A 12543-nucleotide genomic window follows, 5' to 3' on the forward strand; every position below is an offset into this window, starting at 1 on the left:
AACAACTTTCGCAAATGAAAAAGGCCGGGCGTTACCGCCCGGCCTTTCTTACTTACCATGACGCCTTTGGATCAGACGGCCTGGACTTCTTCAGCCTGCTCGCCCTTCTGACCCGGCACCACCTTGAAGCTGACCTTCTGGCCTTCAGCAAGGCTCTTGAAGCCGTTGCCCTGGATGGCGCGGAAGTGTACGAACACGTCCGGCTTGCCACCCTCGCGGCTGATGAAGCCGAAGCCCTTGGCATCGTTGAACCACTTGACAGTGCCGATCTCACGATCCGACATAAAACACTCCAATACGAGTTACACAACAATTAAGCCGGCCACGGGGGGCCGGCGACTTACCACACGAGTTTAGGCGGCAGAGACTTCTTCAGCCTGATCGCCCTTCTGGCCCTTCGTCACTGTAAAGCTGACTTTCTGGCCTTCAACAAGGCTTTTGAAGCCGTTGCCCTGGATAGCGCGGAAGTGTACGAAAAGGTCCGGGCCGTTATCGCGGCTGATGAATCCAAAACCCTTGGCATCGTTAAACCATTTAACGGTGCCGAGCTGACGTTCTGACATGCTTTTACCACTCCTGGAACGATTTACTGAACTCAACCGTGACCTTGTTCCAAGGGTCGAACGGCCGACTTACTGGTGTGCAAGAAACGCAAGGAGCGAAGCGATGTGGCAGATCTTGGATCAGCGCATCGGGACAGGACTTCCCCATCCCCGGCAAACACAGTCCGGGCATCATACCCCCCCTACGGCAAAATTGCGATGGCAGCGGGATATCAAGCCAACACGCCGCGTTCACCGGTGCGGGCCGCATGCTTTGCCCGGTTCATTGGAAGTCCCGCCGGGCGGGACCAAGCAGGTAGCCTTTTGAAGACCAAAACGACCAAACGGGGGTTCGCCATGAAAAACCTGACCAGTAAGCTTATTGTACCGCTCGGCCTGGCCGGCCTGATCCTGGCCGGGTGTTCGCACCAGGAGGCCAAGCCGACGACCTCCTCGACGACCAGCACCAGCACTGTCGCACCCACCACGCGCACCACGTCATCGACCGCCGGCACCTCCCGCAGCACCAGCGGTACCGTCCGCAAGGCTGCAAGTTCCGTTTCGGACGCGGGCCTGCCCTCGAGTACCGGCGTTCCCGCCTGCGACGACTACCTGGCCAGCTACCGAAGCTGCCACCGCGCGGCGGCGATCTACCCGGCCGACCAGATCGATTCGCGCTACGAGCAGATGCGTCACACCCTGCTTCGCGACTCGCAAGATCCCGATATCCGTCCGCAGCTGGCCAACCGCTGCAATTCGCTGGCTTCGAACCTGAAGCAGGCGCTGCATGGCAAGAGCTGTGCGCCCGATGCCGCCCCGGCGAGCACTTCGCCCGCTGCCGCAGGCAGCGGTGGCTAGGCGGCCCATCCCCCCGTCCCCCCACTGGAGGAATCGCCCATGAAGTTCAAACCCAGAACCGGCCTTCGCGCCCTCGCCCTGGCCACCTCGCTGTTCGCCGGCAGTGTGGCCGTGGCCCAGACCGACACGTCGCAACCGCCGGTGCCACCACCCCCGCCGACAGCCCCTGCACCTCCGGTCCCCCCACCGCCTCCGCCGCCCACCGACACACCGCCGCCCCCGCCGAGCGATGCGCCGTTGCCGCCCCCGCCAGGCACCGCGCCGGCTCCAGCCACACAAGCGCCGCCACCGCCTGCCGGCGCCGCCATGGCACCGACAGCCGGCGCCCAGGTGGAAGTGCATAGCAGCCAGCCACAGGTGGCCGCGATGGGTACACCGCCGGATTTCTCCACGCTCGCCAAGAGCGGCAAGTCCATCAGCGAAGCCGATGCCGCGGCCTATCCGGCCCTGGCCAACGACTTCCAGTACGCCGACAAGAACCGCGACGGGCGCATCACCAAGTCCGAGTACGAACGCTGGACGCAGGGAAAGTAAGCGCGGTCGAACAGGTCCCGGGCTGATCCGGGGCCTGTTCGACATTCTTCCGCAAAGGCATTGGCTACACTCTTCCTTCGCGTGCTTTTTATAAAAGTGATGTGCCCAAGGGAGAGCACTGCATGAAACACACCGCCGCCACCACGGCGCTTGGTGCCGCTGCGTGCCTGGCACTGGGCATGGCCCGCGCACAGAACCCCAGCCCGCTGGACATCCGCGCCTGCTCTGCCATAGAGACCGACTCACAACGCCTGGCCTGCTATGACAAGGCCGTGGGCAGGCCCAACCTGGTCACTGCGCAGAAAAAGGGCAATCCGGAAGCCAGCCGCGACCTGGCAGGTTTCGAAGCCGCGCACCGCGATATCGAAGGCACCTCCATCGGCGAAGGCGTGGCAGCACCCGTCTCGCTGCTCGATAGCCGTTGGGAACTCGCACCGGAATCGAAGCTGGGCACATTCAACCTGCGCGGCTACAAGCCGACCTATGTGTTACCGGTGTTCGTCAGCAGCGACCAGAACCAGCGACCGTCGAGCCCCGCACCCAACCATACGGTGAGCGAAGACCAGGGACTGGACAACGTGGAGGCGAAGTTCCAGCTGAGCCTTAAGACCAAGGCGTGGCAGGGCGTGTTCGGCGACGTGGGCGACCTGTGGGTCGGTTACACGCAATCGTCCCGCTGGCAGGTCTACAACAAGGATATCTCACGCCCCTTCCGCGAAACCGACTACGAACCTGAAGCACTGCTGGCGTTCAACACCCACTACCAGGTGCTCGGCTGGGAGGGCCGGTTGCTCACCATCGGCGTGAACCATCAATCGAACGGGCGAGCCGATCCGCTCTCGCGAAGCTGGAACCGCGTGGTGGCGGACGTCGGCTTCGAGCGGCCGGGCTGGGTGGTGATGCTGCGGCCGTGGTGGCGTATCCCGGAAGATCGCAAGACCGACGACAATCCTGACATCTCCGACTACATGGGCCGGGGCGAAGTGCAGGTGATCCGCGAATGGGATTCCAACGAGTTCGGCCTGGCGGCGCGGCACTCCTTCCGCACCGGGGACCGCTCGCATGGCTCGCTACGCTTTACCTGGAGCTTTCCGATAGCCGGCAACCTGCGCGGTTACTTCGAAGCCTTCAATGGTTACGGCGAGAGCCTGATCGACTACAACCACAGCGCCAATTACCTGGGCCTGGGTGTGTCGTTGCTGGATTGGTATTAGCCCAAGCCGGGGTCGAAGGCTGAGCCTGCGAACCCCGGCAGCGGTCAGGTTTAGTGGTGGTGGCCGCCCACGCCATGGACATGGCCATGGCTCAGTTCCTCGGCGGTCGGCTCACGCACGTCGGAGATTTCAACGGCAAAGTGCAGGGTTTCGCCGGCAAGGGGATGGTTGCCGTCGACGGTAACCTGGTCGTCCTCGATCCGCGTGATGGTGACGTTGATCGCACCGTGGTCGTTGCGACCCTGGAACTGCATGCCCGGCTGGAGGTCTTCCACCCCCTGGAAGGCCTCGCGGGGCACCACCTGGATGAGTTCGTCGTGCTTCACACCATAGCCTTCGGCGGGTGCGACATCCACGTTCAGCTTGTCGCCCTTCTCGCGGCCTTCCAGCGCGTTTTCCAGGCCCGGGACGATCTGGCCCTCGCCATGGATGTAGGCCAGCGGTTCACGGCCATCGGAGCTGTCGATCACCTCACCGGCATCGTTGGTGAGGGTGTAGTGGAACGATGCAACGGTGTTCTTGGCGATCTTCATCGTGGGGCTCTTTGCCTTGAGGGATCGAGTAGGCTAAGTGACGCGGCGCACGACTGCAAACCTCGCCCCTGGATTGGCTAGCCGGCCAGCACGCCAGGCAGGTCCCGGGCGATTTTCTCCGGGGTATCGGTGGGAGCGTAGCGGCGCACCACGTGTCCGTGTCGATCAACCAGGAACTTGGTGAAGTTCCACTTGATCGCCTCGCTGCCCAGGATCCCCTTGCCCTCGTGCTTGAGCCACCGGTACATCGGATGGGCGTGCTCGCCATTGACCTCGACCTTGGAGAACATCGGGAACGAAACATCGTAGGTCAGTGAGCAGAAATCGCGTATCTGCGCCTCGTCGCCGGGCTCCTGGTGGCCGAATTGATCGCAGGGGAAACCCAGGACGTCAAATCCCTGTGCTGAAAATTCCCGCTGAAGTTGCTCCAGGCCCTTGTATTGCGGCGTGAAGCCGCATTTGGAGGCCACGTTCACCACCAGCAACGCCCGGCCCTCGAATTCCCCGAGCGAACGCCCGCGACCATCGATGTCGCTTGCGCTGAAGTCGTAGATCGAAGCCATCGGTCGTCCCCGCGCGCACCAAAGATACGGAAGTCTAAACCCTCGCCGGCCTTCCATGCAGGTTAAGATTCGTGCATGACCGAACGCCCTGCTTTGATCACCCTTAAGGCCGTTGCCAAGTCCTACCGCGTGCGCGGCCGCGACATACCCGCCCTGCAGCCGACGGACCTGGCCATCGAAGCGGGCGAAGTGTTCGGCATCATCGGCCATTCGGGAGCGGGCAAGTCCACCCTGTTGCGGCTGGTCAACCTGCTGGAGAAGCCCACCGCCGGCCGCGTGGTTATCGACGGCGCGGACGTCACCAGCATCGATGGTGCGGCGCTTCGCGACCTTCGTGCAGGCATCGGCATGATCTTCCAGCATTTCAACCTGTTGTCCTCGCGCACCGTGCGCGACAACATCGCCTTTCCGCTGCGCCTTCGCCCAGGCATGGACGAGGCGGCCATCGCCCGGCGCGTGCAGGAACTGCTTGAGCGTGTGGGCCTTGCCGGGCTCGCCGACAACTACCCGGCCCAGCTGTCGGGCGGCCAGAAGCAGCGCGTGGGCATCGCGCGGGCGCTGGCCAACAAACCGCGGGTGTTGCTGTGCGACGAGGCCACCAGCGCGCTCGATCCGCAGACCACGGCCTCGGTGCTGGACCTGCTGCTGGACATCAATCGGGAACTGGGCCTCACCATCGTGCTGATCACCCACGAGATGGACGTGATCCGCCGTGTCTGCGACAGGGTCGCCGTGCTCGATGCCGGGCGCGTGGTGGAACTGGGCAATGTGGTTGATGTCTTCCTGCATCCGGAGCATCCCACCACGCGGCGCTTCGTCAGCGAGGCCGAGCACGGCGATGAAGGCGGTCCGGACTACAGCGCGGTGGAAGGACGGCTGATGCGCCTGTCATTCCGTGGCGAGGCCACCTATGCGCCAACCCTGTCGTCGGTGGTGCGCGACACCGGCATCGAATACAACCTGCTGTCCGGCCGTATCGACCGCATCAAGGACATACCGTACGGCCAGCTCACCCTGGCCATGCGCGGGGCCCGCATGGATGCCGCCGTGGCGCAGCTTCGCGCCGCGGGCGTAGTGGTGCAGGAGATCGCCCGATGAACGCGCCTTCGCTGCTGCAACAATGGTTCCCCAACATCACTGACTGGACGGAAATCGGCCAGGCCTGCATCGACACCCTGCTGATGCTTGGCGGCTCGCTGCTGCTCACGGTCGTGATCGGCCTGCCTCTTGGCGTATGGCTGTTCCTGGCCAGTCGCAGCCAGTTGCACGACAGTCCGCGGAGCTACGCTGCGCTCTCGCTGGTGGTGAACGTGCTGCGCTCGATCCCGTTCATCATCCTGATGATCCTGCTGATGCCGCTGACCTTCTTCCTGATGCGCGCGACCATCGGTATCCGTGGCGCCATTCCACCCCTGGTGATCGGCGCCGCGCCGTTCTTTGCGCGACTGGTGGAAAGCGCCCTGCGCGAAGTGGGCACCGGTGTTGTCGAGGCCAGCCAGGCCATGGGCGCCACCACCGGGCAGATCGTGCAGCGCGTGCTGCTTCCCGAGGCCCGCGCCGGCATTGTCGCGGCGATCACGGTGACCGCCATCGCACTGGTGGGCTATACGGCGATGGGCGGCATCATCGGCGCCGGCGGCCTGGGAAGCCTCGCCTACCAATACGGTTACCTGGGTTACAAACCCGACTACATGATCGTGACCGTTGCCCTGCTGGTACTGCTGGTACAGCTGCTACAGATGCTGGGCGACGCGATCGTGCGCCGGATGTCCCACCACTAGGCGCCTTTGCCATTTGGATGTCTGGAAGGCTATGCTGCCGCACCGCAACAAAAACACGGATATCCATCAATGAAGACCCTCCTGCCCATCCTCGCCGCCGCCCTGCTGGCACTGGCCGGCTGTGGGCAGAAGGCTGCCGACGACACGCACCTGTCGGTGGCCGCCACCGCGGTGCCGCACGCTGAAATCCTGAACTTCGTCAAGCCCATGCTGGCCCGTGAGGGCATCACCCTGGACATCAAGGTGTTCGCCGACTACGTGCAGCCCAACCTGCAGGTGGCGCAGAACCAGATCGACGTGAACTACTTCCAGACAGAGCCCTACCTGGACCAGTTCAATCGCGAACGCGGCACCCACCTGGTGACGGTGGTCGGTGTGCACATCGAGCCGTTCGGCGCCTATTCGCGCAAGTACAAGTCGATCGGCGACCTGCCCGACGGCGCCAGCGTGGTGATCCCGAACGATCCGAGCAACAACAGCCGCGCGCTGCTTCTGCTGGCGAAGAACGGCCTGATCACCCTGGCCGATCCGAACGACCGTCTGGCAACGCTCAAGGACATCACGGCCAATCCGAAGAACCTTAAATTCCGCGAGATGGAAGCGGCGATGTTGCCGCGAGTACTGGGCGAAGTGGACCTGGCCCTGATCAACACCAACTATGCGCTGGCGGCCAAACTCGACCCGTTGAAGGATGCGCTGCTGATCGAAGGCAAGGATTCCCCCTACGTCAATTTCCTGGTTTCGCGGGATGACAACCGCGAAGATCCGCGTGTACAGAAACTGGCCAGGGCGCTGACCAGTCCCGAGGTGAAAGCGTTCATCCAGTCCCGCTACAAGGGCGCGGTGCTGCCTGCCTTCTGACATGCGAATCCCTTCAAAACTGTTTGGCCCGTTGTTGGCGCTGCTGCTCGCCCTGCCCGGCGCCGGCGCCGCCCAGGACCTGCGCATCGAAGGCCTGGGCCAGGTCCGCGTGCTGACGGCGGCCCAGATGCGCGCACGCCCGGACGCGCGCGACATCTTGGTACCCGATGACCCGGTGTACCACCGGGACATGCACTACAGGGCAGTGCCCTTGCGCTCACTGCTTTCGGGCCTTGCCGCCGATGCGCATGTGCAGTTCGTCGCCACCGACGGATTCACCGGTGAAGTGCCTGCGCACCTGGTGATTGACGGCGGCCGTACCACCGGCTGGCTCGCGATCGAACCTGAAGGCCATCCCTGGCCTCCGGTAGGGCCGGGCAAACCATCGGCGGGGCCGTTCTACGTGGTCTGGACTGAACCTTCAGCGGCCGGCGTGGGCCGCGAACAGTGGCCCTTCCAGGTAGCCACCGTGCGCGTCACCACCGACGTCGACACGAGGTTCCCCGGCATGCTGCCCGACCCCGCCCTGCCGCCGGACGCGCCGGCCCGACGGGGATTCGCCGTGTTCAAGAAGGATTGCATCACCTGCCACACGCTCAATGGCCAGGGCGACGCCCGGCTCGGACCGGACCTCAACATCCCCCATAGCCCAACCGAGTACCTGGGCACGGCCTACCTCAAGAAACTGGTGCGCAACCCGCAGGACCTGCGCCATTGGCCCGAGGCGAAGATGCCGGCGTTCGACAGGCGCACGCTCAGCGATGCCGACCTCGACGACCTGGTGGCCTACCTCAGCCACATGGCGTCGCGCAGGCCGAAGTAGCCAGCGCCTCGAGGCTAGCCTGTCGCGCTTGTTTCGGTTCCCTGGCCAATACTGCTACGCGCGCATGGAAAGCGGCCCAGTTACCATGGACCTGGGCGAACAGGGCCGTGAAAGCCGGCACCCATTGCTCGTACAGGCCAAACGGCAGCAGGCTGGCGTTGTTGAGGTCCCCCGCCACCCATGCGTCGTAGCGTTTGTCGCCACCGAAGTCCGTATCGCGCCAATGCGCGTAGCGTTCACGGAAGCCGGCGAAGGCAGCACGCTTTTCCTTCGCCAGCGTCATCGGCTCCCCGCCGCGGGTATAAATGTCGGCCAACGACTGCCGCAGATCGATCACCAACTGGGTAAACGCTGCTTCCATGCGGTCTCCGCGCGGATCCACCGGACCCAGCCCTCGAGCGTGTCGCCATGCATCCAGGCCCTGCCGCTGCACGAACGTCGCGTAGGACTCGTTGAAGGCGGTATCGCCGGCCACGTAGACACGCTGGTGCGCCAGTTCATGGAACACCTCGCCGGCCAGTTCGTCATCGTCCCATCGCAGCATGCTGCTTAGCACCGGATCGTCAAACCAGCCAAGGGTGGAATACGCAGGCGCACCGCCCACGCTCACATCGTCCCCAAGGGCACGTAGCCGATCGGCTTCACGCGCGGCCTGCGCTTGCGAAAAATACCCGCGGTAGGCGACGCAGCCGGCGATGGGGAAGCAATGATTGACGGCCTTGATGGAGTAGGCCGGCGTGGCGAACACATTCCAAACCACGTAGGGCCGGTGAATATCCACGTATCGGGTATAGCTGCCATTGCGCGGCAGTGCCAGCATGTCGGAGGCGAAACGTCGCGCCTTCAAGGCAAGTTTCAGCCGATCCGCGACGGTTGTATCGGTAGCAGGGTCCGCAAGCACGCGATCGATCGCCTGCCGATGCACCAACAACGACGCCTGTCCCCTCGCCACGTGTGCGTAATAGCAACCCCCGGGCAACAGCAGCGCAACCGCCAGCAAGCACGAGCGGAGCGTTTGCACGCCCCGAGTCATGCGCTGCCGTCAGTGATCGCTGCGGTGACTGTCCCCGCGCGACCCGCCGTGGTTGCCGTTGCTGCCACCGTTGCCATGGTACCCACCCGACGGACGTGCACCCGATGGGCGCCCACCCTGGCTGGAACTACCCGGACGTCCTTGCCAGCCGCCAGGCCGCCCATGCCCATCATCGGCCCTGCCACGCCATCCACCAGGAGGCGGGCGGCGATCGCCCACCGCTCCGTCATGGCGATCGCCTGGACGCCCGTTCCACCCTCCCGGACGGCCACGGCCGCCGTGATCGCGCCAATCGGACGGACGGCGATAGCGATGACCATGGCCATCGTCGACCCAGATGGTCGAGACGCCGAAACCACTGCCGTAGTAGTAGTCGTCATAGCCCGGATAGTAAGCCGGATAGACGGGGTAAGGGTCGGAATAAACCGGTGCGGACTCGCCGATGTAGGCGCCGCCGCCGGAACGCACGTAGGCCGGCTCGTAGTAACACGCCGACAATGCCCCTGCCATCACGGCAAGAGCGGCACAACGCCAAACGGTTTTCATCTCGACACCCTGTCTGCCTTACGCCACCAAGCTGCGCTGGCGGCGTTGAATGGGTCCTTAAGTTGGCGCGTGCCGGCCCCTGGTGGATGCCTGCCGTTCAGCCCTTGCGCTTGGCCTGGTCGCCGCGCTCGTGCGCGTGGTTGGCATATGTGGATTCAGGCGAAGGCACCGGCGTCGCCTCGTGCGCGTCGTTCACCGGCGCGGAACCTGCCGCACCGCCTTCGCCAGGCCAGGACGGCCCTTGGCGGACGCGTTCACGCTTGGCGTCGAGCAATGCCTGGATATTGGCCACTGCTTCCTCTTGCGTGATCAGGGGAACGTGTTCGGTTTCGACACCCAGTTCACTCGGACGCGGCGGGACCGCCTCCGTTGCAGCGGGAGCAGGCGCTGCGGGCCTGGGAGCAGGCGCTGCGGGCCTGGACGTAGCCTTGCGCGGCAGCGCCGCCGGTTTGGCCGCTGAAGCAGGGGCTGCCTTCTTTACTGGCCTGGCCGCGGGCTTGACGTTTACCTGCGGCTTCGCCTGCACGATGGCTGCCTTCTTCACCGGTGCCTTCTTCGCCGGCGACTTGGCAACTGTCACCTTGCGGGCAGGCGCCTTGCGCGGTGCGGCCTTCTTCGCGCCAGCACGAGTCGGCGCCTTCTTGGCGGCCTTGCGCGGCGCGACTTTCTTCGCTGCCTTGCCGACGGCGGTCCTGGCAACGGGCAGCTTCCTGGCTACAGCCTTCTTCGCCGTGGATTTCTTTGCGGCAGCCTTGCGCGAGGCAGCTTTCTTCACTGCCGCCTTACGGGGTGCAGCCTTACGGGGTGCAGCCTTGCGCGCGGCTGTTTTGCGAGCGACCGTCTTGCGAGCGGTTTTCTTCGCAACTTTCTTCGTCGCGGACTTGCGGGCTCCGGCCTTCTTCGCAGCTGGTTTCCGTGCAACAGCCTTCCTGGCCGTAACTTTCCTTGCCGCCGCTTTCTTCGCCGGTGTCTTGCGCGCGGCAGCCTTCCTGGCGGGTGCCTTCTTCACGGCAGCCTTCTTGCCAGTGGCCTTCTTGCCTGTCTTGCGTGCCGCGGATTTCTTCGCGGTGGACTTGCGGGTGGTTGCCATGCGTTAGCTCCTCCGGTCGGGTTGCGCGACGCGCCTGGCTCACCGTGTGCAGGCTTCGCGCTCTTGCATTCGGGAATAAGAACATCCCGTTCGTGATGTACGCGTGTCACATCATCTCGCAAGCGCGGGTGGAAGTCACATGCGGCTTCAAGGATTGAGCAGCGTCTGCACGAAATGGCCAACCAGGCGCGGTTCGACCACAAGGGTGGCGGCTATGCCATATGCACCGCCCCACAGGTGCGCGCTGTGGTTGACGTTGCCACCACCGCGCCGCTCCATGAACACCGAATACACCACGTAGAGCACGGCATAAACGATGGCCGGCATCGGGATCACGAACATGACGCCGATCATCGACCACGGCCGGAACAGGATGTAGGCGAAAAGGATGGCCGATACTGCGCCGGAGGCGCCCAGGCTGCGATAGTTGGGGTCTTCCCGGTGCTTGAAATAGCTTGGCAGGATCGAGGCGATCAGGCCGCCTACATAGAACAACACGTATCCCAGGATGCCCAATTGCGCCGTGTAGAACCGCTCCAGGAACCCACCGAAGAAAAACAGGGTGAGCATGTTAACCAGCAGGTGGTTGAAGTCGGCGTGCACGATGCCGTAAGTGACCAGGCGCTGGTACTCGCGGCCACGGGCCACGGCGGGCGGCCAGAAGATCAGGCGGGCCATCAGTCGGCCATCGCGCAAGGCCATGAAGGAAACGACGCCGGTGAGCGCGATGATGATCAGGGTGATGGGCATCGAGGCCATGGTACGGGGTGATCTCCTTGTCGGGCGCGGCATAGTGGCGTCCCGGACCCCGGGTTGTCGATACGCCGCGTTGACGCCGGGCCGGTAATGGTCGGCGCTTGAAATCGACTGGACAGCCATGGACATCAAAAGCGGTCATCCGTTCTGGCCATTGGAACATGGCCTGCTTGGCGCGTTTCCGGCGCTCCAGGGTGACCTGACGTGCGAGGTGGCGGTGATCGGTGCCGGCATTACCGGCGCGCTGATCGCGCGGGAACTTGCCGCTTCCGGACTGGATGTGGTGGTGCTGGACCGGCGTGAGGCCGGTTGGGGCAGTACTTCGGCCAGTACGGCTTTGCTGCAATACGAGATCGACACGGAACTCACGGAGCTTCGGTCCATGTATGGCCAGCGCTTTGCCGACGAGGCATATCGGGCGTGCAGCCAGGCCATCGACGATTTCGAAGGCCATGCGCGGGACATCGGTGTCGATGTCGGGTTCCGGCGCGTGGGGAGCCTTTACTATGCTTCTTCAGCGAAGGACGCACGTGGATTCCCCGGGGAATTCGCCGCCCGGTGCGAAGCAGGCCTGGCCGTGGAATGGCTTGAGGCCGGTGATGTCGTGGACCGCTTCGGCCTGAAGGCCCCTGCGGCGATGTGGACACCGCAGGCAGCGGTGGTTGATCCGTACCGTTTTTGCCGCCACGCCCTGCACCAGCTGGTCGACCGCGGCGCCAGCGTGTATGACCGCACCGAAGTGACGGGCTGGAAGGATGCCGGTGGTGGCTGGCTGGAGCTTGCCACCCATGCCGGTGCGCACGTCCGCTGCCGGCATCTGGTGATCGCCGCCGGTTATGAATCCCAGCGTTGGCTCAAATACCGCGTGGCCCGCAATCACAGCAGCTATGCACTGGTAACCGAACCCGTGGGCCACCTGCCCTTCGCATTGGAAAACAATGTGGCCTGGGAATCGGCCCGTCCCTACCTTTACCTGCGCAGTACCGATGACGGGCGCGTGCTTGTGGGCGGTGAGGACGACAAGCTGGACATTGCCAGCAAGCGCGACGCCGCATTGCCTGGCAAAGCAGACCGGTTGTTGGCGAAGTTGTCCCGGCTATCGGGTGGCCGCAGCTTCGAACCGGGCTTTGCCTGGGCGGGAACATTCGCCGAGACCACCGATGGACTCCCTTACATCGGCACGCTTTCGGACGGTGACCCCCGTGTGCACTTTGCCATGGCCTATGGGGGGAACGGCATCACCTATAGCGTCATTGCCGCCGAGATCCTGCGCGAGGCCATCCATGGTGGCACGCATCCGCGTGCTTCGTTGTTCGGCTTCGGCCGAATCGGGCGATAAGGCCATACCGTCGCGCCAGGCGGCGGCATATAGGGGTTATCATGAGCGGCTCGTGTCCCCACCACGGCGC

16 protein-coding genes are annotated in these 12543 nt (G+C 64.1%); 8 read left to right on the forward strand and 8 right to left on the reverse strand.

Going from position 1 to position 12543, the window contains the following annotated elements:
* Positions 1–71: 71 nt before the first annotated feature.
* Positions 72–284 carry a cold-shock protein gene (locus VGM61_RS09885; protein WP_331522626.1) on the reverse strand — a complete coding sequence of 71 codons (213 nt, stop codon included), beginning with the start codon at positions 282–284 and terminating at the stop codon, positions 72–74.
* Between the two features lie 69 nt (positions 285–353).
* Positions 354–563, reverse strand: a complete 210-nt coding sequence (locus VGM61_RS09890) for a cold-shock protein (RefSeq protein ID WP_331522627.1) — start codon at positions 561–563, stop codon at positions 354–356.
* Between the two features lie 336 nt (positions 564–899).
* Here VGM61_RS09890 and VGM61_RS09895 point away from each other — a divergent pair, with 336 nt between their 5' ends.
* From VGM61_RS09895 to VGM61_RS09905, 3 genes are all read left to right on the forward strand, one after another.
* Positions 900–1400 carry a hypothetical protein gene (locus tag VGM61_RS09895; protein WP_331522628.1) on the forward strand — a complete coding sequence of 167 codons (501 nt, stop codon included), beginning with the start codon at positions 900–902 and terminating at the stop codon, positions 1398–1400.
* A gap of 39 nt (positions 1401–1439) precedes the next feature.
* Positions 1440–1934 (forward strand): EF-hand domain-containing protein, encoded by a 495-nt coding sequence (locus VGM61_RS09900; protein ID WP_331522629.1) that lies wholly within the window; start codon positions 1440–1442, stop codon positions 1932–1934.
* Positions 1935–2056: 122 nt separating this feature from the next.
* A complete protein-coding gene (locus VGM61_RS09905; RefSeq protein WP_331522630.1) occupies positions 2057–3148 on the forward strand; it encodes a phospholipase A in 1092 nt (363 codons plus the stop codon).
* A 50-nt stretch (positions 3149–3198) separates the two neighbouring features.
* Here the strand turns inward: VGM61_RS09905 and VGM61_RS09910 are convergent, their stop codons facing one another.
* Together VGM61_RS09910 and VGM61_RS09915 are read right to left on the reverse strand one after the other, a co-directional pair.
* On the reverse strand, positions 3199–3681 hold the full coding sequence (locus VGM61_RS09910) for a peptidylprolyl isomerase (RefSeq protein ID WP_331522631.1): 483 nt from the start codon (positions 3679–3681) through the stop codon (positions 3199–3201).
* A 77-nt stretch (positions 3682–3758) separates the two neighbouring features.
* Positions 3759–4244 carry a glutathione peroxidase gene (locus VGM61_RS09915; RefSeq protein WP_331522632.1) on the reverse strand — a complete coding sequence of 162 codons (486 nt, stop codon included), beginning with the start codon at positions 4242–4244 and terminating at the stop codon, positions 3759–3761.
* A 93-nt stretch (positions 4245–4337) separates the two neighbouring features.
* On the opposite strand from VGM61_RS09915, the gene VGM61_RS09920 reads away from it, so the two are divergent.
* From VGM61_RS09920 to VGM61_RS09935, 4 genes are all read left to right on the forward strand, one after another.
* Complete coding sequence (locus VGM61_RS09920; protein WP_331522695.1) at positions 4338–5342, forward strand: methionine ABC transporter ATP-binding protein; 1005 nt, start codon at positions 4338–4340, stop codon at positions 5340–5342.
* Entirely contained in the window at positions 5339–6025 is a 687-nt protein-coding gene (locus VGM61_RS09925) for a methionine ABC transporter permease (protein ID WP_331522633.1), read from the forward strand. The genes VGM61_RS09920 and VGM61_RS09925 overlap by 4 nt, the downstream gene beginning before the upstream one ends.
* 69 nt (positions 6026–6094) lie before the next feature.
* Positions 6095–6886 (forward strand): MetQ/NlpA family ABC transporter substrate-binding protein, encoded by a 792-nt coding sequence (locus tag VGM61_RS09930; RefSeq protein ID WP_331522634.1) that lies wholly within the window; start codon positions 6095–6097, stop codon positions 6884–6886.
* Position 6887: 1 nt separating this feature from the next.
* Positions 6888–7709, forward strand: a complete 822-nt coding sequence (locus tag VGM61_RS09935) for a cytochrome c (protein WP_331522635.1) — start codon at positions 6888–6890, stop codon at positions 7707–7709.
* Here the strand turns inward: VGM61_RS09935 and VGM61_RS09940 are convergent.
* The 4 genes from VGM61_RS09940 to VGM61_RS09955 all read right to left on the reverse strand — a co-directional run bounded on the left by VGM61_RS09940 (position 7678) and on the right by VGM61_RS09955 (position 11128).
* Entirely contained in the window at positions 7678–8730 is a 1053-nt protein-coding gene (locus VGM61_RS09940) for an aminopeptidase (protein WP_331522636.1), read from the reverse strand. The genes VGM61_RS09935 and VGM61_RS09940 overlap by 32 nt on opposite strands.
* Positions 8731–8738: 8 nt before the next feature.
* Positions 8739–9068, reverse strand: a complete 330-nt coding sequence (locus tag VGM61_RS09945; RefSeq protein WP_331522637.1) for a hypothetical protein — start codon at positions 9066–9068, stop codon at positions 8739–8741.
* A gap of 317 nt (positions 9069–9385) precedes the next feature.
* A complete protein-coding gene (locus VGM61_RS09950) occupies positions 9386–10378 on the reverse strand; it encodes a histone H1-like repetitive region-containing protein (protein WP_331522639.1) in 993 nt (330 codons plus the stop codon).
* A gap of 147 nt (positions 10379–10525) precedes the next feature.
* Entirely contained in the window at positions 10526–11128 is a 603-nt protein-coding gene (locus VGM61_RS09955) for a rhomboid family intramembrane serine protease (protein ID WP_414694851.1), read from the reverse strand.
* A gap of 127 nt (positions 11129–11255) precedes the next feature.
* Here VGM61_RS09955 and VGM61_RS09960 point away from each other — a divergent pair, with 127 nt between their 5' ends.
* On the forward strand, positions 11256–12473 hold the full coding sequence (locus tag VGM61_RS09960; RefSeq protein WP_331522642.1) for an FAD-dependent oxidoreductase: 1218 nt from the start codon (positions 11256–11258) through the stop codon (positions 12471–12473).
* The last annotated feature ends 70 nt before the right edge of the window (positions 12474–12543 follow it).

The sequence above is a fragment of the Pinirhizobacter sp. genome (genome assembly GCF_036499745.1).
Classification (GTDB): Bacteria; Pseudomonadota; Gammaproteobacteria; order Xanthomonadales; family Rhodanobacteraceae; genus Pinirhizobacter.

Excerpts from the sequence above, each read along its gene's own strand:
- VGM61_RS09890 (WP_331522627.1), bottom strand. The coding sequence starts at position 563 with ATGTCAGAACGTCAGCTCGGCACCGTTAAATGGTTTAACGATGCCAAG.
- VGM61_RS09955 (WP_414694851.1), bottom strand. The coding sequence starts at position 11,128 with ATGCCCATCACCCTGATCATCATCGCGCTCACCGGCGTCGTTTCCTTC.
- VGM61_RS09960 (WP_331522642.1), top strand. The coding sequence starts at position 11,256 with ATGGACATCAAAAGCGGTCATCCGTTCTGGCCATTGGAACATGGCCTG.
- VGM61_RS09925 (WP_331522633.1), top strand. The coding sequence starts at position 5,339 with ATGAACGCGCCTTCGCTGCTGCAACAATGGTTCCCCAACATCACTGAC.
- VGM61_RS09935 (WP_331522635.1), top strand. The coding sequence starts at position 6,888 with ATGCGAATCCCTTCAAAACTGTTTGGCCCGTTGTTGGCGCTGCTGCTC.
- VGM61_RS09915 (WP_331522632.1), bottom strand. The coding sequence starts at position 4,244 with ATGGCTTCGATCTACGACTTCAGCGCAAGCGACATCGATGGTCGCGGG.
- VGM61_RS09950 (WP_331522639.1), bottom strand. The coding sequence starts at position 10,378 with ATGGCAACCACCCGCAAGTCCACCGCGAAGAAATCCGCGGCACGCAAG.
- VGM61_RS09895 (WP_331522628.1), top strand. The coding sequence starts at position 900 with ATGAAAAACCTGACCAGTAAGCTTATTGTACCGCTCGGCCTGGCCGGC.
- VGM61_RS09900 (WP_331522629.1), top strand. The coding sequence starts at position 1,440 with ATGAAGTTCAAACCCAGAACCGGCCTTCGCGCCCTCGCCCTGGCCACC.
- VGM61_RS09945 (WP_331522637.1), bottom strand. The coding sequence starts at position 9,068 with ATGGCCATGGTCATCGCTATCGCCGTCCGTCCGATTGGCGCGATCACG.
- VGM61_RS09905 (WP_331522630.1), top strand. The coding sequence starts at position 2,057 with ATGAAACACACCGCCGCCACCACGGCGCTTGGTGCCGCTGCGTGCCTG.
- VGM61_RS09910 (WP_331522631.1), bottom strand. The coding sequence starts at position 3,681 with ATGAAGATCGCCAAGAACACCGTTGCATCGTTCCACTACACCCTCACC.
- VGM61_RS09885 (WP_331522626.1), bottom strand. The coding sequence starts at position 284 with ATGTCGGATCGTGAGATCGGCACTGTCAAGTGGTTCAACGATGCCAAG.
- VGM61_RS09930 (WP_331522634.1), top strand. The coding sequence starts at position 6,095 with ATGAAGACCCTCCTGCCCATCCTCGCCGCCGCCCTGCTGGCACTGGCC.